At 60.4% G+C, this 22,582-nt stretch carries 9 protein-coding genes; 3 read left to right on the top strand and 6 right to left on the bottom strand.

Features of this window, described 5'->3' with window-relative positions; genetic code table 11:
• Positions 1-98: 98 nt before the first annotated feature.
• The 3 genes from ACP7BZ_RS09250 to tkt all read right to left on the bottom strand — a co-directional run bounded on the left by ACP7BZ_RS09250 (position 99) and on the right by tkt (position 6,358).
• A complete protein-coding gene (locus ACP7BZ_RS09250; protein ID WP_426112427.1) occupies positions 99-2,906 on the bottom strand; it encodes a TonB-dependent receptor domain-containing protein in 2,808 nt (935 codons plus the stop codon).
• Between the two features lie 377 nt (positions 2,907-3,283).
• On the bottom strand, positions 3,284-4,297 hold the full coding sequence (gene gap / locus ACP7BZ_RS09245) for a type I glyceraldehyde-3-phosphate dehydrogenase (RefSeq protein WP_426112304.1): 1,014 nt from the start codon (positions 4,295-4,297) through the stop codon (positions 3,284-3,286).
• Between the two features lie 63 nt (positions 4,298-4,360).
• Positions 4,361-6,358 carry a transketolase gene (tkt, locus tag ACP7BZ_RS09240; protein WP_426112302.1) on the bottom strand — a complete coding sequence of 666 codons (1,998 nt, stop codon included), beginning with the start codon at positions 6,356-6,358 and terminating at the stop codon, positions 4,361-4,363.
• 162 nt (positions 6,359-6,520) lie between these two features.
• Here tkt and ACP7BZ_RS09235 point away from each other — a divergent pair, with 162 nt between their 5' ends.
• Entirely contained in the window at positions 6,521-7,243 is a 723-nt protein-coding gene (locus ACP7BZ_RS09235; protein ID WP_426112300.1) for a 16S rRNA (uracil(1498)-N(3))-methyltransferase, read from the top strand.
• A 103-nt stretch (positions 7,244-7,346) separates the two neighbouring features.
• Here ACP7BZ_RS09235 and ACP7BZ_RS09230 read toward each other — a convergent pair whose 3' ends face one another.
• The 3 genes from ACP7BZ_RS09230 to ACP7BZ_RS09220 all read right to left on the bottom strand — a co-directional run bounded on the left by ACP7BZ_RS09230 (position 7,347) and on the right by ACP7BZ_RS09220 (position 17,442).
• The gene (locus ACP7BZ_RS09230; RefSeq protein ID WP_426112298.1) at positions 7,347-10,427 is read right to left on the bottom strand and encodes a TonB-dependent receptor; all 3,081 of its coding nucleotides are present in this window, start codon (positions 10,425-10,427) and stop codon (positions 7,347-7,349) included.
• A gap of 451 nt (positions 10,428-10,878) precedes the next feature.
• A complete protein-coding gene (locus tag ACP7BZ_RS09225; protein ID WP_426112296.1) occupies positions 10,879-13,944 on the bottom strand; it encodes a TonB-dependent receptor in 3,066 nt (1,021 codons plus the stop codon).
• Positions 13,945-14,358: 414 nt separating this feature from the next.
• Positions 14,359-17,442 (bottom strand): TonB-dependent receptor, encoded by a 3,084-nt coding sequence (locus tag ACP7BZ_RS09220; protein WP_426112294.1) that lies wholly within the window; start codon positions 17,440-17,442, stop codon positions 14,359-14,361.
• Between the two features lie 370 nt (positions 17,443-17,812).
• Here ACP7BZ_RS09220 and ACP7BZ_RS09215 point away from each other — a divergent pair, with 370 nt between their 5' ends.
• Both ACP7BZ_RS09215 and ACP7BZ_RS09210 read left to right on the top strand, forming a co-directional pair.
• Complete coding sequence (locus tag ACP7BZ_RS09215) at positions 17,813-19,441, top strand: NAD(P)/FAD-dependent oxidoreductase (RefSeq protein ID WP_426112292.1); 1,629 nt, start codon at positions 17,813-17,815, stop codon at positions 19,439-19,441.
• Between the two features lie 381 nt (positions 19,442-19,822).
• The gene (locus ACP7BZ_RS09210) at positions 19,823-22,534 is read left to right on the top strand and encodes a TonB-dependent receptor (RefSeq protein ID WP_426112290.1); all 2,712 of its coding nucleotides are present in this window, start codon (positions 19,823-19,825) and stop codon (positions 22,532-22,534) included.
• Positions 22,535-22,582 lie beyond the last annotated feature (48 nt).

Here is a 22,582-nt window from a genome sequence, read left to right as displayed (position 1 = left end):
GAATTGATGGGCGAAAAAAATCCGGCGCGCACGCCGGATTTTTACAAGCAGATGGACTATTTACAGCACATTAAATGCAGCACAGTAAATGCGGCACATTAAAACGCATAACGTGCGCTGACATTGAAGTAACGGCCAGTGTTGTTGGCCAGACCAGCGTTGTAGCCGACCAGTGGCTGAGCCGGATCATATGGCGCCTTGGTATCGAGCAAATTCTGGATATTCAAGTTCAGCGTCAGGTTCTTGAAGCCCGTGTAGGTATAGCCCAGGCCGACCGTGGTCCAGCTGTTGACCGAGCAGCTTGGGTAAGCGGTCTCGTACAGCGGGATGGTGGTGTTGCGGTTCGGCTTGGCGTCGCTTGGCTTGGCGGTACCGTAATAGCAGAACGGCTGGGCGTAGGTGACATCGCCTTCTTTTACGCGCAGCAACGAGATCGGGCCGACGTAGCGGATCGACGCGTTGACCGAGTGGTCGCCCAGCGTCCAGTTGGTCGACAGCGTGGTTTTCCACTTCGGATTGTCGATACCGGCATTCAGGTTCCAGTCGTAGATACCGGCACGGGCACCGGCGACGTTGTTTTCAACGGCGCCAACGCTTTCCGAAATCAGGTAGCGGTAGATGTAGGTCGAACGCAGGGTGGTGGCAAACTGGCCGCGCTCGCCCAGGTTGTTACGCAAGCGGAATTCCAGATCGACGCCCTGCACTTCGGTCGCGCCCTGGTTTTGCCAAGGGGTCTTGACCGACAGCAGGATGCCGGTGCCCGGTACCGGCTTGCCGCTGGCATCGGTGACGAAGTTGGCCGGGTTCGGATCACGCACGATATTGCCTGGCGTCTTGTCTTCGTTCTTCAGTGCATCGAACGCGGTGCCCAGGGCAATTTCGCCTTCTTTGCGGATCTTGTAGAAGTCGACCAGCATGTCGAAGCTGCTGCTCGGCGAGAAGATAAAGCCCAGCGAATAGCTCTTCGAGGTTTCTGGTTTGAGGTCAGGGTTGTAGCCGCCCGAACCGGAGACTTGCTTGGCGCAATCGGCAGCGGTTGCGCCTGGCTTCGGTGTGGTCTCGTCTGCTTCGCAACGCTTCGGATCGAACACGCCCGACAGGAAGAACTGGGCGCCGCCCGGGGTCACCTGGATCAGAGCCGGGGCACGGAAGCCTTCGGCATAGGTCCCGCGCACCGCAAAGCTGTCGCTCACGGTCCACTTGGCGCCGGCTTTCGGCACGAAGTTGGTCTTGATGCCAGGATACTTGTCGACGCGGCCGGCAAAGTCCATCTCGAAGTTTTTCAGGATCGGCGTACGCAGCTCGACGAAGGCCGAGTGGACGTTGCGCTCGCCATCGATGATAGTGTTCGACAGGCCATAGATATCGCCGCGGGCCACCAGTTCATCGGGATTGAGCTTGATCTGTTCCTTGCGCGTTTCAAAACCGATTGCCAGGCCCATTGGACCGCCGGGCAGACGGCCGAACTCGGTGGTGGCCTTGCCATCCCACTGGGCGATCTGCGAATAACCATTGGTCAGCACATCGTGGCCAATGGTCGGATCGGCGGCCAGCTGCGCCAGCGTGGTGCCGGTGTTGAGCTTGCGCAGGGTGGGCAGGTAGAGGCGGCCGTAGCTGGTCTCATCCTTCTTGGTGCGGTTCCACAGCACCGCGGTTTCCCAATCCCACGACAGGTTGCTGCCACGCAGGCCAGCGAGCACGCGATAGCCGTCATTGACGGTTTTCGAGCCGCCGCGCAGGTTTTCGAAGCGGTAACCGACCGACGCGCGGGCATCGGTGAACGGGTTGTCCGGGTGGCCGATCGGCAGGATCGCCTGGAATGGCAGGCCGACGCCGGTGGACGTGAAATTGGTGACACTGCCCTGGCCGATGGTGATCGGCGCGCCCGTGTACTCGCGCTCGCTGCGGGTGGCGGCCACTTCGGCAAACGCCGAGGTGGTCTGGCCCAGCTTGATTTCGCCGCGGCTGAGGAAGCTGGCATCTTTGCCGGCGCCCTGGCCTTCGAGGAACTGGTCAGCGTTGTAGTTACAGAAGGTACGACCGATCAGCACGCTGGTCGGCAAGATGCCATCCTTGGTGCCGCCGGTGATTTGCTGCGAAGCCGGGCAATCGGTCTTGAAGATCAGGTTGGTCGGGCCGGTGGCCTGGGTCACGCCGAAGTTTTTCGAACCGGCCGTGCGCTCACGGTAAAACGCCGGGTGCGAGGATACCGAACTCGAGTAATCGGAACGGAAGCGGCCGTTCAGGTCGACGTATTGCTGGTACTCGATATCCTTGACGTCGCGGCGGGCCACGCGGTCGCGCGAGCTGACGTCGACGGTGGCAAAGACGTTGTAGCCGTCGGCGTTCAGGTCACCCTTGCCGGCGATGAAGTTGACGCCCTTGGCACCGAAGCGGCGGTCATCGTTGGCGCCGTAGCGGGCCGCCACTTCGACACCACGGAAGTCCGAGCGGGTGATGAAGTTGATGACGCCGCCGATGGCGTCGGAACCGTAGACGGCGGAAGCGCCGTCTTTCAAAATTTCAACGCGGTCGATGGCTGACAGTGGAATGCTGTTCAAGTCGTACAGGGTCGAGTTGCCGTCGTTCGGATCGGCGTAGGCCGACGGCGCCATGCGGCGGCCGTTGATCAGGATCAGCGTCGAGGTCGAGCTCAGGCCGCGCAGCGAGGCGGTCGCCACGCCGCGGGCAAAGCCGGAGCCGCCTTCGAAGTCGCGGTTGGTGTCGGTACCCATCGACGGGACCTGGCGCATCAGTTCGGCAACCGTGTTGGCGCCACTGGCCTTGATGTCCTTGGCGGTCAGCACTTCGATGGGCGAGGTGCCTTCCTTGTCGGCGCGCTTGAGGTTCGAACCGGTGATGGTGACCTTGGTCAGGGATTGTTCACTGGCCAGTTGTTGTGCCATCACGGCTGGGACGGATACAAGCGTCAATGCAACTGCGATCACGCTACGCTTGAGTAAAAATGGATGTGTCAAAAGATTCCCCTGTGTAATTTTAATGTGGTCGCTGCGCTCACCCCGCCTAATGCGAAAGGGGTAGTACGTACGAGCCATGGAGGCAGAATCTCACACAGTGTTAATTTTCGTAAAGATGCTTTACGCAAATATGACAATATGGTGACAAAGTGTTGTATTTATTCACAATAGCGTTATCAGAAACTCTAGCTGAAACGCTTCATTGAGCACCACGTCGAGCCTCTGATCGCCAGTAGCGCGCGCCTGTTTCAACGGACGAAAAAAAACCCGGGCCATGGCCCGGGTTGTTGAATTTATGAAACCTATTACTTGGCGTTCATCAACGCCACGGTGGTGTCGAGCATGCGGTTCGAAAAACCCCACTCGTTGTCATACCACGACGATACTTTCACCAGGCGGCCCGACACCTTGGTCAGGGTCGAATCGAAATTCGACGATGCCGGGTTATGGTTGAAATCGATCGATACCAGCGGTTCGGTCTGGTAAGTGAGGATGCCTTTCAGAGGACCTTCGGCGGCCGCTTTTTCCATCAGTGCATTGATTTCTTCGACTGTCGTATCGCGCTTGGCGATGAAGGTCAGGTCGACCAGCGACACGTTGATGGTCGGCACGCGAATGGCAAAGCCATCGAGCTTGCCGTTCAGTTCGGGCAGCACCAGGCCGACCGCGGCGGCAGCGCCGGTCTTGGTGGGGATCATGCTCATGGTGGCCGAACGGGCGCGACGCAAGTCTTCGTGCATGACGTCCGACAGCACCTGGTCGTTGGTGTAGGCGTGGATGGTGGTCATCAGGCCGGTTTCAATGCCGATGGCGTCATTGAGGGGCTTGACCAGCGGCGCCAGGCAATTGGTGGTGCACGAGGCGTTCGAGATGACGGTATCGGTCGCCTTGAGCACGTTCTGGTTGACGCCATAGACGATGGTGGCGTCGACATCCTTGCCGCCCGGCGCCGAAATGATGACTTTCTTGGCGCCGCCCTTGAGGTGGGCCGAGGCCTTTTCCTTGGTGGTGAAAAAGCCGGTGCACTCCAGGACGACGTCGACACCGAGCTCGCCCCATGGAATTTCTGCCGGGTTACGCTGGGCGAACACGCGGATCGGATCGCCGTTGACGATCATGTTGTCGCCATCGACCGTCACGGTGCCGGGGAACTTGCCGTGGGCCGTGTCATAGCGGGTCAGGTGCGCGTTCGACTTGGCGTCGCCCAGATCGTTGATGGCGACGATCTGGATATCCTGCTGTTTACCGCCTTCGTAGAAAGCGCGCAATACGTTGCGGCCGATGCGGCCATAGCCATTGATGGCAACTTTGATCGTCATTCTCTGCTCCTCAGTAATAAAAACTGTTGTCGGCGCCGCAGGCCGGCTGCGGCTGCGCTTGTTTTATTGCGCCAGCACGATCATGGCCTTGGCCACGACGTTGTCGACGGTAAAGCCGAAATACTTGAACAACTCCGGTGCCGGAGCCGATTCGCCGAAGGTGTCGATGCCAACCACGGCGCCTTCCAGGCCCACATATTTGTACCAGAAGTCGGTGACGCCCGCTTCGATGGCCACGCGTGGCACGCCACGGGTGAGCACGCTGGCTTTGTACGACGCATCCTGGCGGTCGAACACGTCGGTCGACGGCATCGACACCACGCGCACGGCCACGCCCTGCGCCGTCAAGGCGGCAGCGGCCTTGACCGCCAGTTCGATTTCCGAACCGGTAGCGATCAGGATGATTTTGGCGGCGGCGGCGTCTTGCAACACGTAGCCGCCGCGGGCGATGTCGGCGATCTGTTGCGCGGTGCGTTCCTGGTACGGCAGGTTTTGGCGCGAAAAGATCAGGGTCGACGGGCCGTGCTGGCGGCGCACGGCGGCGCCCCAGGCGACGCTGGACTCGACCGTGTCGCACGGGCGCCAGTTGTCCAGGTGGGGAATCAGGCGCATCGACGAAATATGCTCGACCGACTGGTGGGTGGGGCCGTCTTCACCGAGGCCGATCGAATCGTGGGTGAACACGAAAATCGAGCGCAGCTTCATCAGGGCCGCCATGCGCAGCGCATTGCGGCTGTAGTCAGAGAAGGTGAGGAAGGTGGCGCCGAATGGAATGAAACCGCCGTGCAGGGCGATGCCGTTCATGATGGCGCTCATGCCGAATTCGCGCACGCCATAGTTGATGTGATTGCCAGGCTTGCCGGAACGAACGTTGACGCTTTCTTTCCAGTTGGTTAGATTCGAACTGGTCAGGTCGGCCGAGCCGCCGAGAAATTCTGGCAGCACGGGGGCCAGCGCCTGGATGGCATTCTGGCTGGCCTTGCGGGTGGCGATGGTTTCTTTCTTGTCGACGCAGGCGGCAATGGCGGCGGCCAGGGTGGCGTCAAAGTCGGCAGGCAGCTCACCGGCCATGCGGCGTTCCAGCTCGGCCGCTTCAGCGGGGTACTGTGCGCGGTAGCTGGCGAAGGTGGTGTTCCATTCGGCTTCAGCAGCGGCGCCGCGGGCCTTGGCATCCCAGGCGGCATAGACTTCCTGCGGCATGACGAAGGGCGCCGCATCCCAGTGCAGGTTGTCGCGCACGGCCGCCACTTCTTTCTCGCCCAGCGCGGCGCCGTGGACCTTGTCGCCACCTTGCAGGTTGGGCGAACCCTTGCCAATGATGGTTTTGCAGCAGATCAGGGTCGGCTTGTCGGCCTGGCGCGCCTGCGTCAGGGCGGCGTCGACGGCAGCGACATTGTGACCATCGACGGCGCGGATAACGTTCCAGCCATAGGCTTCGAAACGTGCCGGGGTGTCGTCGGTGAACCAGCCTTCCACCTTGCCATCAATCGAGATGCCGTTGTCGTCATACAGGGCGATCAGTTTTTTCAGGCCCAGGGTGCCGGCCAGCGAGCACACTTCGTGCGAAATGCCCTCCATCAGGCAACCGTCGCCGAGGAACACATAGGTGTGGTGATCGACCACGGTCAGATCGGGCTTGTTAAATTGCGCGCCCAGCAGGTATTCGGCGAGCGCCATGCCGACGCCGTTGGCCAGGCCCTGGCCCAGCGGACCGGTGGTCGTTTCGATGCCGGGGGTGACATCCACCTCCGGGTGGCCCGGGGTCTTCGAGTGCAGCTGGCGGAACGCCTTGATGTCATCCATCGACAGCGCGTAACCACTCAGGTGCAGCAGGGCGTAATGGAGCATCGAGCCGTGGCCGTTCGACAGCAGGAAGCGGTCGCGGTTGGCCCAGTGGGGGTTGGCCGGATTGTGCTTGTAATGGCCGTCCCACAGGGCGACAGCGATATCGGCCATGCCCATCGGCATGCCAGGGTGGCCCGAGTTGGCTTTCTGGACTGCATCCATTGCCAGCGCGCGGATTGCGTTGGCCATCAAGGTGGTGGTGTGCGTAGGTTTCATCGGTCGGTGTGGTGGAGTCTGGGTGGGGTCTGGGTGCATCGTGCAACGGCAAGGCGGCAAGCGGGCAGCAGTAAACTGCGGCGCTCAGCCAACTATTTTACCAGAGTGGGGGGCTGCGCCTTAAAATGCGGCACACTATTTAGCCCGTCCCAAGGTCTGCGCATGCCCCGTTTCTACTGTCCCCAGCCGCTTGTCCAGGGCGCCACCATTGCCCTGCCCGCTGCGGTAGCCCATCACGCCCGCGTGGTGCGCCTGCAGCCGGGCGCACCGTTGACGCTGTTCAATGGCGAGGGCGGCGAATGGTCGGCGCAGTTGGCCAGCCTCGACAAGCACGGCGCCAGCGCCGTGCTGCTGGCGCATGCAGCGCGCGAATCCGAGTTGCCGTACGCGATCACGCTGGCGCAAGCGCTGCCGGAAGCGGCGAAGATGGACTGGATCATCGAAAAGGCCGTCGAACTGGGGGTCGCCGCCGTGCAACCGCTGGCAGCGCAGCGCAGCGTGGTCAAGCTGTCGGCCGAGCGGGCGGAAAAGCGCCATGCGCACTGGCACGGGGTGATCGTGGCAGCGTCCGAACAGAGCGGGCGCAACCGTGTTACCACCCTCGCCCCGCTGGCCCGCCTGCACGACTGGCTGGGCGCGCCGCGCGCGCAGACGGTGCTGCTGTCGCCGCGCGCCACGCAGTCGCTGTCGCAATGGGCGGCGGCGACGGCGTCGTGTGCGCTGGCGCTGGTGGTCGGTCCGGAAGGCGGCTTGACGCTGGAAGAAGAACAGGCGGTGGTGGTGGCCGGCGGCCTGGCGCTATCGATGGGGCCACGCATCTTGCGCACTGAAACGTGCGCGCTGGCGGCGCTGGCCATGCTGGCCGCGCACTGGGGTGAGGTGTAAGAAACTGCGGCACAACAACCGGGTAAACAAAATAAAAAAAGCCGGCAAATTCGCCGGCTTTTTTGCGTGCTCGCCGTAGCGGGCAGCGGTCAGATCAGAACGATCAGAACTTGTGGTTGAACTCAGCCGTCAGACGCGCCGAACGTGGTGCGGTGTAGCTGATCACGCGACCAAAGCTGGTCGAGACGTTGGCGGCGTTCGAGTTGTAGATCTCGCTGATGTTCTGCACGGTCTGCTTGTTGAACACGTTGTAGACGTCGATCTTGAACATGAAGTCCTTCATGAACGCTGGCTTGTAGGCGAAGTTCATGTCCAGACGGGTATCCCAGGACAGATTGCCCTGCGAACCGCGTGGGGTAGCCACGCCGTCGCAGAAGAAGAAGGCCGAGCCATAGTCACGGGCCGGGTTCAATGGGCCGTAGCTGTCTGGCAGGTTACCGATACAGTTCTTCGGACGACCCGACGACAGCAATGCGTTACCACCGAGCGAGAATTGCGGGGTGATTTCGTAGTAGCCGAAGGCCTTGATCTGGTGCGTACGGTTGTTTGGCGTCAAGCCAGCCGAGTTCAGACCGATTTCAGGGAAGTCGAATACCTGGGTGGTGGCGACGTCAGCCTGGCCGATGTCAGACAGGGTCTGACCTTCGGTGTTGCCGTACGAACGCGACCACGTGTAGTTGACCTTGGCGTACCAGCCATTGCGGAAGCCGTGCTCAAGCGACAGATCGACTGCCTTGTAGGTACGGACCACTTTGTCGTAGCCCAGATCGGCCGCGCTCAGGTGAACTGGCGTGAGCGCATTGCCTGGACCGGCGTATTCGACCAGGAAGTCATTGGCGATACCTGGATTGAACAGGGCGCAGTTGAAGCCTTCATACTTGCTGATGTCGATCTTGTGATCGGTCGCATACTTGTAGAAAGGACGCGCATCGCAGAAGTCATCGACCGTGCTTTTCAGGGTACGGTAGGTGGCTTTACCGCCGATGGTGTACTCAGGGGTCAGTTGCTTGTCGAAACCGATCGACACTTCATCCTGGTAGTGCGACTTCATGTTTTGCGCGGCAACAGTGCGTGGATCTTTTGCCTGGCCGAACTCATTGTTAGGCGACACCAGGGCGGAGATCGGATTGAGGCCAGTCGGTTCGCCGGTGGCTGGGTTGACACCGGTGTAGGTGTAGTACTGGACCGCTTGCAGCGAGCTGCCGGCGCCACGGACGGCGACGTTGGTCGGGATCTGCAGGTGATAACGGCCGCCGTTGGCGTACAACTTGGTCGACGAATCGCCCATCACATCCCACGAGACGCCCAGACGCGGTGCCAGCTGATGGCGCTGCGAGTAGTAAGCAAGGTGGTCGCCGTTGTAGTTGGTGAACTGCTCATTACGCAGGCCAGCAACGAACAGCACATCCTTGTTGATCTGCCATTTGTCTTCGACGTACTGGGCAGCCTGCTCAACCGTTGGGGTCGACACGCGGCTGAGCAGGTTTTTGCTGACGAAGTAACCCTGGGTACCCAAACCGCCACCGGAAGCAGGCGAATTCGAGTTCGATGCCGGGGTGGCATTCGGGTTGGTCAGGCGGTCATAGATCCACGAACCGCCGCCGGCGGTCTGAACACCAGCGAGCGAGCTGATATCGTTGTGGTCGAGACCGGCGCGCAGCAGGTGGTTGCCCAGCTTGTACTCGGCATCGATTCGGTAGACGCGCTGTTTATCCTGCGCGCCAGGGGCCAGCAGGGTGCCGGTGGTTGGCTGGGGCAGGGCATAGTCGATGCCTGGGTATTTGATGCCGGCGGCATTACCACCGGTCACAACACTGGTCTGGAACACGCCCGGCACGAAGCCGAACGGCGACTGCGAGTGCTTGACGATCGAATCGCCATACATGGCGGTCAGGGTCAGGTTGTCGGTCAGGTTACCGGTGTATTTACCAATGCGGAATTCGCCGCCCTGGGCAGCAGCAGCCGGGGTTGGGCCCCAGTTGGTGTAATTCTGGCCGCTGGTCTGGGTGGCGCCCACTGCATGGGTATTGAAATCGTAAGAGTAGTACTTACGATCCGATTTCGGGGTATCGCCGAACTGGGTGTATTCCAGGCGGTGATTGTCGGTGATGTTCCAGTCCAGCTTGACCAGGTAACGCTCGGTCTGGTTGGCGATGGTTTCCCAGCCGTTCGAGTAGGGAATGGTACGGGACGGGACGGTGTTGGCGACGCGGTTGTCGGCAAAGTTACCCTTGATCGACTCGTAGTCGACGAACATGAACAAGGTATCCTTGATCAGCGGGCCGCCCAGCGACACGGAACCGCTCTTGCGCTCGGCCGTGTTGTTGTTGTTGTACAGGTAGATCTTGCCATCGGTGCCTTCCGTTCCAGGCTTGCCCACGGTTGGGTAATAGATATTCTTTTCTTTGGCACGCAGATTGTTTGGAGAAATGTACGCTTGTGCGCCGATTTCCCAGTTGTTGGTACCGCTCTTGGTGGTGATGTTCGACACACCGCCCGTTGCACGACCGAACTCGGCGCCGTAGCCGCCCGACAGGATCTGCGCATTGGCGATGGCGCCAAACGGCAGTTCGGCAGCGCCGACCTGCAGCAGCACGTTGGTGACCGGGAAACCGTTCACATAGAACGAGTTTTCCGACGCCGATGCGCCACCGATACTTGGCGCATTGATGTCGCCGTAACGGGAGTCGCCGCGGGTGGTACCCGGGGTCAGCTGAATGATGGCACCGACGCTAGGGGCAATCGGCAGCGCTTTGAGTTCGCGCGCGGTGAAGGTGGCGCCGTTGGTGGTGTTGGAAACGTCAATGCGGCTGCGGCGACCGGTAATCTGTACCGCTTGCACTTCGGTACCGGAGGCGAACGAGGCGTCCACGCCCTGACCGACCAGTACTTCGACGTTGATGGTGTTGACAACGGCACCGGCACGAACCAGTTCCACTTTGTAGCGGCCGGTTGGCAGTGCGGTGGCTTGATAGCGACCGTTCGCTTCAGGCGTGATGCTCCGCTTCAAGCCCGTATCAACGTTCAGAACGTTGACCGTGACACCGGCGGGCGAACCCACGTTACCGAGAATGTTACCGGTGGCGTTCGACTGCGCAACTGCCGGCGACATCACAGCGGCGGACAGGGCCGCGGTGCTGAATGCGATCGTCAGTGCACGTGCTACAACAGTTTTTCTAAACATGTGATTTCCTAATTTGTTTTTTAAGCGTTTCTTGTAGAGCGGCTCTGGTAAAGGTAACTTCAAATCACGGCGAATATGCGTTATTCCCCCGTACAGTACAAACGCCCGCGCAAATGGACGAAGAACAAACATCGTTAAGTCGGCGTTAACAATATTTATGCTATACATGGAAGCATGCCGAAACAAGCAGTGTCAATGTTACTTAGATGCTCATGTGCATATAAACAACAGTTAATTTTTTTCATACTTGTATTGCCCCAACGTGCACAACCCGCGCACCGGAACGGCGCACGGGCGAGCGCGGAAGTCGCCATGCGCACCAAACTGGCCGGGCCGGCCGTCACATTTCAGTCAGCCCCTTATCGACGGTCCCCCAGGGCAAAAAAAAACCGCAGACCAGGGTCTGCGGTTTTTTTTGCGCCACCGGCAAGCCGGCGGTAAAACGCAACAATCAGAACTTGTGATTGAATTCGACGCCGAAACGCACCGTCCGTGGCGCCGTGTAGCTGATCACCCGGCCATAGGTGGGGCTCACTGCCGCTTCGGTGGTGTCGCTGTTGTAGGTCTCGTCGATGGTTTGCACGGTCTGCTTGTTGGCGACGTTAAACACATCGAGCTTGAATGCCAGATCCTTGAGCATCGCCGGGCGATAGGTCAGGTTCAGGTCGAGCCGCACGTCCCATGGCAGGGTGCCGCTGGTGCCGCGTGGACGGTCCTGGCCGGCGCAGTAAAAGAACACCGAACCATAGTTCTTGTTCACATCGGCAAAGGCGGGCGACTGATTGGCACCGAAGCAGTTGATCGGCCGGCCGGAGGCGGCCAGGAAGTTGCCACCGACAGTCCACGACGGCGTGATGTCGTAGAAACCATAGGCCTTGATCGAATGCTCGCGGTCGTTTGGCAGGCGACCATAGGCGCCCACCATCAGCTCAGGCGTATCCCAGGTCGAAGTGGCAGCGACGTCGGTCTGGGCATTGTCGGAACGGGTCTGACCTTCGGTGTTGCCCTTGCTGCGCGACCAGGTGTAGTTCACCCGACCATACCAGCCATTGCGCAGTGGATGTTCGGCGAACAAGTCGACGGCGGCATAGGTTCGGCGCGCCTTGTCGAAACCGAGCTGCTGCTTGGTCAGGTGCACCGTGGTGTAGTTGCTGGCGGTGCCGGCGTAATCGACCAGGAAAGTGGCATCTTCGCCCGGATTGAAGGAGACGCAGCCGGTGCCACCATAATTTTTGGTATTAATGCCATGGTCGACGGCGTACTGGTCGAACAGGGTGCTGTCGCAGTAATCGTCGATGGTAGCGCCAAGGCGACGGAAAGTGACTTTGGCGCCCATGTTCAGGCTCGGGCTAAAGGCTTTTTCCAGGCCCAGTGTCACTTCATCCTGGTATGTCGCCTTGATGTCGGTGGCGGTCAGGGTCTTGGCGTCTTTCGGCTGGCCCAACTCGTTGTTGGTCGAGTAGACCGGCGACAGTTCCACCAGCCCAGTTGGCTGGCCGTAAGCGTCGGTGCCGGTGTAGGTAAAGGCCTGGCGAGTGTAGGTCGAACGCGAAGCACCGCGCACTGCCAGGTGGGTCGGGATTTGCAGCGTGTAGCGGCCGGCACTGCCGTACAGCTTCAGGCTCGAATCGCCGTTGACGTCCCAGCTGGCGGCCAGCCGGGGCGACAGGGCATTCTTTGCGTCGAGGAAGGTTTCGCCGTCACCGTTGGTGTTCTTGAAGCTTTCGTTACGCAGACCGGCCGTCACCAGCACGTTCTTGGTGACTTGCCACTTGTCCTCGACGTACTGGGCCGACTGCTCGGAACCGGCACTGGTGACGGTGTCGAAAATCGTACGGCGCACATAGTAGCCCTGGGAACCCAGACCGCCGCCACTGGCTGGCGACACGCTGACCGGACCAAACGGGATCTTCACGCTCGGGTCGGCTGCCTTGAAATACGTCCACAGGCCGCCACCGCCATAGTTTTGACCGATGTCGGACGATTCGAGCTTGTTGTTGTCCAGACCGGCGCGGATGGTGTGCTGGCCCAGCTTGTATTCGAGATCAAAACGCTTGGACTTGATTTTGCTCAGCGATTCGCCATTGTCGACGGCGCCCGACAGCACTTGCGGGCTGAAGTAATTCAAGCCAGGGGCGCGCGTCGCAATCGGTGCGCTGACCTGGAAGATATTGGCAGGAACATTGCCAATCGCATCGTAGACGCTCGAGCCTGGCGTGCGGCTTTCGCCGGCCAGCGCCGTCACCGTCAGCGCATCGGTCAAATTGCCCGTGTAGCGCAAGATCTTGACATCGGCGCCCACCGAAGGTGAGAAGTCGGCATTGTTCTTGTAGTGCTGGGACGCCGTTTGCGCACCGATCACGCCTTTGGCGCCGTCGGCGGTGGGATATGTATAACCGAACAGCTGGCGGTCGCTGCGGCCGACGTCGCCCATCAGGGTCGCTTCGAGCCGGTGATCATCGCTCAAATTCCAGTCGAACTTGCCCAGGTAACGGCTGGTCTTGTCCTGGGTTTTTTCGAAGCCGGACGAAGCGAGCGAGGACGAGGTGCGAATGCCCAGCACGCGTTCCTGGTCGGCTTTGCGCTCTTCCACGGCGACGAACATGAACAGCTTGTCCTGCACGATCGGGCCGCCGATATAGGCGCCGGTGATCGACTCGTTGCGCTTGGTGTTGTCAGCCTGGCGATACAGGGTGCCATCGGTCTGCGCGTTTTGCGCGTAGCCGGTCTTGCCGTAATACAGGTCTTTGTTTTTCGCGCGCGTCGAGTCTGGCGTCACGCTGGCGGTGGCGCCGACTTCCCAGGTGTTGGTACCGCTCTTGGTGGTGACGTTGACGACGCCACCGACCGAGCGGCCGAACTCGGCGCCGAAACCACCGGTGAGGACCTGGGCTTGTGCAATCGCGCCGAACGGCAGCTCGGAGGCGCCCAGCTGGGTGACCGGGTTGGTGACAGGGAAACCGTTAATGTAGTACGAGTTTTCCGACGCACCGCCGCCGCCGAACGAGGCGCCGGCCGTGTAGCGCGAATCGGCACGGGTGGTGTTGGGCGCCAGCTGGATGATGGCGGCCACGCTTTGCGTGGTGGGCAGCTTGGCCAGTTCGCGCGCGGTGAAGACGGCGCCATTGTTGGTATTGGACACATCGATACGGCTACGGCGCGCCGTCACCTGCACCGATTGCACTGCAAGGAAAGAAGCATCGACACCCTGGCCGACGATCACGTCGACTTCCTGGGTGGTGACGACCTTACCATCGCGCACCAGGTCAACCTTGTAGTGGCCGGGGGCCATGGCGGTCGCGCTGTAGCGGCCCGAGGCGTCAGGGGCGACCGAGCGACGGGCGCCCGTGTCGGTGTTGAGCATGTTGACGGTCGCACCGGCTGGGGCATCAACACGGCCATTGATGCTGCCTGCAGCGTTCGACTGCGCCATTGCCGGCGACATCACGGCAGCGGACAGGGCCGCCGTGCTGAACGCCAGCGTCAGGGCGCGTACTACAACAGTTTTTCTAAACATGTGATTTCCTAATTTTATAAGCCTCACGCGTGGTTCGGCTGGTTAAGTCTGACTCTTATTCACGGAAAAATTGCGTCATTCCTCCGTTACCGCAACGACTCGTCCTTGGACGAAATAATGCATACGAACTAATCCGTATTGCATATATGCAGTGCATGGAAACATATCGCTTAAACCAGTGTCAATGCTTCCAGGCATGTCATTACGCCAAGAAACAACATTGTGTTAAATGTATTTTTTTGCCGCAGTCAATTTACTTTGTAGTGAGCGGAAAGCACTATTGCCGGGCTTGGCCGGTACACTTCGCGGGAACATGGACAGACCGATTAGCGGTGGGGAAGAAATGCGTGGCGGTTCGGGCGTAAAAAAACCCGCTGCACGGACGCAGCGGGTTGCAGGAAAATCAGACGAAGGTTAGAAACGGTGGTTGTACTCGGCCGTCAGGCGCACGGTGCGGGGGGTGGTGGTACTAAGGGTGCGACCGTAGCTACTGCGCCCCGCATTGCCACTGTTCCAGCGCTCTTCGACGTTTTGCGTCACTTGCTTGTCAAATACGTTGAATACGTCGACCTTCAGCGCCAGGCCGGTAATCGCGGCGGGACGATAGACCAGGTTCAGGTCCAGCCGGGTATCCCATGGCAGGCGGCCCAGCGTGCCGCGCTCGACCAGCACGTTGGTGGCGATGGTGGTGCCGAAGCAGTAGTGCGGACCGTTGCTGTAGTTGGGCGTGGTGCCATCAAACAGGTAGCGGCCAATGCAGCTGCGCGGACGGCCCGAGGAGGCCAGCGCGTTGCCGCCAATCGTCCATTCTGGCGTCAGTTCATAGAAACCATAGGCCTTGATCTGGTGCTCACGATCATTGGGGAGCAAACCATTGGCGCCAATCATCAGCTCGGGATAGTCCCAGGTCTGGGTGGCGGCGACGTCGGTCTGGCCCACGTCAGAGAGCGTCTGGCCTTCGGTATTGCCCTTGCTGCGCGACCAGGTGTAATTGATCTTGCCGTACCAGCCATTGCCCAGGGGATGCTCGGCGAACAGGTCGATGGCGCGGTAGACCCGCTCTGCTTTTGGAAAGCCGAGGTCCGCCGCCGACAGGTTCACCAGCGTCAAGTCCTTGGCGGTACCGCCATTGTTGGTCGAGCCGCTGTAATCGACGTAGAAAGAATTTGGCTCGCCCGGGTTGAAGGTGGCACAGCCGAAACCGCCCCAGTTGGCCGTATCGATCTTGTGATCAGCGGCGTATTTTTCAAACGGACGGGCATCGCAAAAGTCATCGATGGTCGAACGCAGCTTGCGGTAAGTGGCCTTCACGCCGAAATTGAGCGCAGGCGAGAGCACTTTTTCAAAGCCCAGCGTCACTTCATCCTGGTAAGTTGGCTTCAGGTCGACGGCCGACAGGGTGCGTGGCTCCTTGGCCTGGCCATATTCGTTGTTCGACGACGCCGGCGCGGACAGTTGAATCAGACCGGTTGGCAAGCCATTGGCATCGACGCCGGTGTAGGCAAATGACTGCACGGTATTGGTCGAACGGCCGGCACCGCGCACGGCCAGGTGGGTAGGAATCTGCAAGTGATAACGACCGGCCGAGCCGTACAGCTTGTTGGCGGCGTCGCCGGTGACGTCCCACACCAGGGCAAACCGGGGGGCAATCTGGTGCTTTTGCTCCAGGTATTTGACGTGGTCGCCGTTCTGGTTGTCAAAGCCTTCCACGCGCACACCGGGGGTGATCAGCAAATTTTTGGTGATCTGCCATTTGTCTTCCAGGTACTGGGCATTTTGATTCGAGTAGGCGTTGGTGGTGTCGAAGAACAGGTTCCTGGTGACGTAATACCCCTGCTGACCGAGCGGGCTGGTGGTGGTGCCGGGTCCTTTTGAGATGCCGCCGCCCAGATCGAAGTCGGCCTTGGGATCGTCGTTGCGCAGGTAAGTCCAGGAGCCACCGCCTGCAGTGACTTCGCCGGCATTGTTTGAACTGAGCTTGTTATTGTCGAGGCCAAAGCGGATCGTGTGGTCGCCCAGCTTGTATTCGAGGTCCAGGCGGAAGGACTCGATCTTGTCGCGCGCATTGTCCGGCAGCACGGTGCCGGACACAGTTTGCTTGTTCACATAGTTCAAGCCCGGGGCTTGCGTGTCGGGCGTAAAACTGGTGCTGAACAGGGTCGGGTTATACCCTTCAAATTCGTTGACATGCTTCGATTTCGACTGGCCATACAGCGCTTGCACCGTAAAATTGTCGGTCCAGTTGCCCGTGTACTTCAAGATTTGCACTTCGGCGCCATTGTCGTTGACGTTCGATTCGGTCTTGCGCGACGACACAATGCCATTGCGGGTGGGCGTGAACGGCGCGGTAGTGCTGTAGGGATAGCCGCTGTAGGTGGTTTTCACTTCCGGGGTATCGCCGATGAACGATGCTTCGAGGCGATGGTTATCGGTAATGTTCCAATCCAGCTTGGCAAAATAACGATCGACCTTGCGGCTCGACTCATTCCAGCCGCCCGCCGCTGCGCCACCGATGCGCACGCCATTGACAGAGTCGCTGCCACTGGTGCGGGTGCGCGTGGTCTCGCCCGAGACAAACATGAACAGCGTGTCCTTGACGATCGGACCGGAAAGGTAAGCACCGACCTGGTCGAGTGTCTGCGTATTGTCGTGACGGGTGCGATAGATGGTGCCGTCGGTCTGGGGAAAACGGCCAGTATTATCGTAAAACAGGTCCTTGGTCTTGGCGCGCAGCGAATTCGGTTCCGTGCTGGCGGACATGCCGATTTCCCAGTTGTTGGTACCGCTCTTGGTGGTGATGTTGACGACACCGCCCACCGAGCGGCCAAACTCAGCGCCAAAACCGCCGGTCAGGATCTGCGCCTGGGCGATGGAGCCGAATGGCAGTTCTGAGGCACCCAGCTGGGTCAAGGGATTGGTGACCGGAAAACCATTGATGTAGTAGGCATTTTCCGAGGCGCCGCCACCGGCGAAACTGGCGCCGCCAGCGTAGCGCGAGTCGACCCGGGTGGTGTTGGGTGCCAGCTGGATGATGGCGTCGACGTTTTGCTGGATCGGCAGCTTGGACAGTTCGCGCGCGGTAAACGTGGCGCCGTTGTTGGCGCTGGAGACGTCGATGCGCGAGCGGCGACCGCTCACCTGCACCGTCTGGATACCGCTCGAGACGCCGGCAAATTCGGCTTCGACCCCCTGGCCGGCCAGCACTTCCACCGTCGTCGTCTGGCCGGCGACGCCGCCCTTGAGCAGCGTCACGCTGTAGCGGCCAATCGGCAGGGCCGTCATGGTAAAGGCGCCACCGGCGTCCACCGTGGCAGTACGGGTCTGATTGGTATCGATATTTTTGACGACCACGGACGTCGCCAGTCCCGGCGTAATCTTGCCATACACATTGCCCGAAGCATTCGACTGCGCCATCGCCACTGGCGTGACGGCGGCGACCAAGGCAGCAGTACTGAACGCCAGCGACAGCGCACGCACCAACACGGATTTTCTTAACATAGTGATTTCCCTGATTCTAAGAAGCGGGTCTGTCGTTTGCCCGCATGATTGTTAAACGCTACATCACCGAATTTTCACCACCTGCTTCTTCCTCGCTGCCGAACAAGAAACAATTAAACATGTTTTATTTAAAAACAATATTTACGTTATACATAGAACCATGGCGCCAAGTTTGATGTCAACGGAACAAAATCGAACGGTGCATATAAACAACAATTATTTTTTATACAGATTATGCTTTTTGCATTTTCGGATGGCTGTGGCGGGACCGCGCTCAGCGCCTGACGGCTGATCGCCGGCCCTGATGCCGCAGGGCCAGGCGGGTCGGTTAAAATGCCCGGTCTTACGGCATTTTTCGATAGCTATCTCCATGTTGCGAATTAACGAAATCAAACTCCCTCTCGATCATGACGACAGCGCCCTGCGCGCGGCCGTCGTCGCCAGGCTTGGCGTGAGCGACGCCGACGTCATTGCGCTGACCATGTTCAAGCGCAGCTACGATGCCCGTAAGAAAACCGCCATCGTTCTGATTTATTCGGTCGACGTGACCGTGCGCGATGAGGCCGCCGTGCTGGCGCGGCTCAAGCACGATGCCCACATCGGCCCCTCGCCCGACATCAGTTACCAGTTCGTCGCCGGCGGCCAGCGCCTTGCCGGTCATCACCAGGGCGAGCGTCCGGTGGTGGTGGGCACCGGCCCGTGCGGGCTGTTCGTCGCGCTGGTGCTGGCGCAGATGGGTCTGCGGCCGATCATTCTGGAGCGGGGCAAGCAGGTGCGTGAACGCACCGTCGACACCTTCGGCTTCTGGCGCAAGCGGGTGCTCAATCCAGAGTCGAACGTGCAATTTGGCGAAGGGGGCGCCGGCACCTTTTCGGACGGCAAACTGTACAGCCAGATCAAGGACCCCAAGCACTACGGCAGGAAGGTATTGATGGAATTCGTCAAGGCCGGCGCGCCCGAAGAAATTTTGTACGTCAGCAAGCCGCACATCGGTACCTTCCGGCTGGTCAAGATGGTTGAGCAAATGCGCGAGACCATCATTGCGCTCGGTGGCGAATACCGTTTTTCCAGCAAGGTGGTCGATGTCGAGATCGAGCGCGACAGTGCCGGCAACGGCGAGGTGCGCGGCGTCATGCTCGCTGGCGGCGAGCACATCGCCACCCGCCACCTGGTGCTGGCGATCGGCCACAGCGCCCGCGACACCTTCGAGATGCTCTACGAACGGGGCGTGTATATCGAAGCGAAACCGTTTTCGGTGGGCTTTCGGGTCGAGCACCCGCAGTCGCTCATCGATGCCTGCCGCTTCGGCCCGAATGCCGGCAACAAGATCCTCGGCGCCGCCGACTATAAACTGGTGCATCACGCCAGCAATGGCCGCTCGGTCTACAGTTTTTGCATGTGCCCCGGTGGCACCGTGGTGGCGGCGGCGTCCGAGCCGGGCCGCGTGGTGACCAACGGCATGAGCCAGTATTCGCGCAACGAACGCAATGCCAACAGCGCCATCGTGGTCGGCATCACCCCGGCCGACTACCCGGGCCACCCACTGGCCGGCATCGCCCTGCAGCGCGACCTCGAAGAGCGCGCATTTGCCCTCGGCGGCGGCACTTACGATGCACCAGGCCAGCTGATGGGCGACTTTGTCGCCGGCCGCGCCTCCACCGCATTCGGCGCGGTGGTGCCGTCGTACACGCCGGGGATTCACCTGACCGACCTCGCCACCGCCCTGCCCGATTACGCCACCCTGGCCATGCGCGAAGCCTTTCCCGCCTTCGACAAGCAGATCAAAGGATATTTCCAGCCCGATGCCCTGCTCACCGGGGTGGAAACGCGCACCTCGTCACCGATTCGTATCAAGCGGCGCGATGATGATTTACAAAGCTTGAACACGCGCGGCCTGTTTCCGGCCGGCGAAGGCGCCGGCTATGCGGGCGGCATCCTGTCGGCAGCGGTCGATGGCATCAAGGTGGCAGAAGCGGTGGCCATGGCCATGGCGCCCTGATACAGCACGCCCTGCCCAACCAAACCGGACTGCCTGTCCGGTTTTTTTTCGCCTCGCAGATCCTTGCATATAAATGATTAAAACGATAATAACCATTAAGATTTTTACCTGTAACAGACTGTATCAAATGTAATTTTTTGACTTTACATTGTCAGCAAAAAACACCTAATGGTTTCGAGCTAGCCTTACGGCGGGCTGGCTTACTTTCTGTGTCAAGGCGCACACGATAGCGAAACAATTGCGTTGTATCCCCGCGTACATATCTCGTGCCGCCTTGACCGTGCTGATCAGCGGATGGTGTCATGCGGTGCCGCCCGTTTCGGGCGACGGCGCGGTGCCCCCGGGCGCCCCGCCGAGAACAGTTCACGAGGAGTTGTAACCATGATGGAAACCGTATTGTCCCGCTCACTGCGCCTGATGTTCTCCAGCAGTGTGGCCGTCGGCCTGGGTCTGGCGAGCCAGGCCGCGCTGGCACAGGAAGCGACTGCACCGATGCAGCGCGTTGAAATTACCGGCTCGGCCATCAAGCGCATCGACGCCGAAACCGCGGTGCCCGTGACCGTGCTGAAAATGGATGACCTGAAAAAACAGGGCGTCACCACCATCGAACAGGTGATGAGCAATCTGGCCATTTCGCAATCGCAGCAGGGTACCAGCCAGGTGGTCGGTCTCGGTACCGGCGGCGCCTCGTTCGCCGACCTGCGCGGCATCGGCGCCAACAAGACGCTGGTGCTGCTCAACGGCCGCCGCCTGGCCAACAACGCCTTCGACAGCTCGGCGCCCGACTTGAACATGATCCCGTTTGCCGCCCTCGACCACGTGGAAGTGCTGCGCGACGGCGCCTCGTCGCTGTACGGCTCGGATGCCGTTGGCGGTGTCATCAACTTCATCACCAAAAAAGATTTCCAGGGTGGCGTTGCCACGGTCGGCTACGACCAGCCGAAGCAGGCTGGCGGCGTGTCGAAATCGATCAACGTGGCCTTCGGCAAGGGCGACCTGGCCAATGATGGCTGGAACATTTACGGCATCATCGACCACCAGGAACAAAAGTCGATCAACGGCTTGCAGCGCGACTACAACCGGCGCTATCCGGGTGGCCTGTCGTCTTCGACCAGCCCGGCCAATTACTACCAGGACGGCGCCAGCGCCAACCCGCTGGGCGGCAACTGCAGCAGCGGCACCAACCTGGTTGCCGGCAAGGGCAACAGCTGCCAGATGACCACCTCCAGCTTTGTCGATTACATTCCGCAAAGCGACCGCACCACTGGCCTGCTCAAGGGCACCCTGCGCCTGAACGCCGATCATGAACTCGGTTTCGAGTACATGAGCAGCGAAAGCAAGATCACCAGTCAGATCGCGCCGGTGCCGTACGGCGGCCTGATCCAGAACCGCACGCGCCCGGACGGTTCGCTCAATCCCTACTATCCCGGCAACGGCAATTTTGCGCCGAACATTCCCCTGAGCCCGACGTTCGACGACGGCCTCGGTGGCAGCACCGCCCAGCCCGGCTTCGTTCACGTCAAGTGGCGCGACCTGGAAAACGGCGCGCGCGCCGACAACAACATTAACAAGCAGCAGCGCCTGATCACTTCGCTGGAAGGCACGCTGTCCGGCTGGGATTACAAGTCGGCCTTTTCGTACAACGAGAACAAGGTCAGCGAATACCTGCGTGGCTATAGCGACGGCGGCATCATCACCACTGGCGTGCTCAACGGTGTGATCAATCCCTACGGTCCACAGAGTGCAGCCGGCAGTGCATTGATCGCCAGCGCCGCGCTCGATGGCAATGTGCAGAACGCCAAGGGCAGCACCACCGGTCTGGACTTTAGCGCCAGCCGCGAGCTGGGCGACTGGCTGCACGCCGGTCGCGCTGCGGCCATTGCCGTCGGCACCGAAGCCCGCCACGAGAAATTCCTGTCGGCGGCCAACCCCGAGTATGCCGCCAAGGTGGTCGCGTCGACCGGTATCGATCCAAACACCCGCAACGAAGGCTCGCGCAGCGTCTATGCCGCGTATACCGAGCTGCAAGTGCCGCTGCTGGCGACGCTCGACGTCACCGGTTCGCTGCGTTACGACAAGTACAGCGATTTTGGCAGCACCACCAATCCAAAACTGAGTTTCTTGTGGAAGCCGACCAAGGCCCTGCTGGTGCGCGGTTCGTTCTCGACCGGCTTTCGCGCTCCTTCGCTGTATGAAATCCACTCGGCGCAGTCGTACACCAACTCGGCCACCTACGATGACCCGGTCAACTGCCCTGGTGGCAAAGTGGTGGGCGGCAAATCGTCGGCCGCCAATTGCGAACAACAATTCCAGGTGCTCACCGGTGGCAACGCCAATCTGAACCCGGAAAAATCGAAGAACGCCACGCTGGGTTTTGTGATCGAGCCGATCAACAACCTGACCCTGGGCGCCGATCTGTGGGCGATCGAACTGAAGCATCAGATCAGCTCACTTTCGCAGGATGACGTGTTCGCCGATCCGGCCACCTACGGTGCCATCTACCACCGCACCGCCGCTGGCGACCTGGCCACCGACGGCTCGCAGTGCCCTAACCCGCTGACCTGCGGCTACGTCGACCTGCGCACCCAGAACCTGGGCGGCGTCAAGACCAACGGTGTCGACCTGTCGGCCCAGTATCGCACCCGTACCAGCGCATATGGCGCCTACAGCTTCCAGCTCAACAGCACCTATGTGCACAAGTACGAGTACCAGAACTCGGAAGGTGGGCAGTGGCATCAGAACGTCGGTATCTATTCCGGTACCGGTCCGATCTTCCGCTGGCAAAACACTGCCACCCTTAACTGGACGCTGGCTAACTGGGGTGCCGGCCTGACCGCTCACCACAAAACGGGCTACTCGGACCAGGACCAGGGTGATGGCGTCGAGCGCCACGTCGCTTCGTACTCGACCTTCGACACCTACCTGTCGTACACGATGAAGAAGGGGCTGGGCATCACTGCCGGCCTGCGCAATCTGACCGACCGCGCTCCACCGCTGAGCCTGCAAACCCAGACCTTCCAGGCTGGTTACGATCCACGTTACGCCGACGTCACCGGCCGCACCGTGTACGTGCGCGCGTCGTATTCGTTCTAAGTCTCCAGCCGCCAGCTTCCAGGGCTGCAACAAAAAAGCCAGGTGCAC

This window comes from Massilia sp. PWRC2 (assembly GCF_049896725.1).
Lineage (GTDB): Bacteria > Pseudomonadota > Gammaproteobacteria > Burkholderiales > Burkholderiaceae_D > JAFCUW01.
This window is presented reverse-complemented; position numbering and strand designations above follow the sequence as displayed.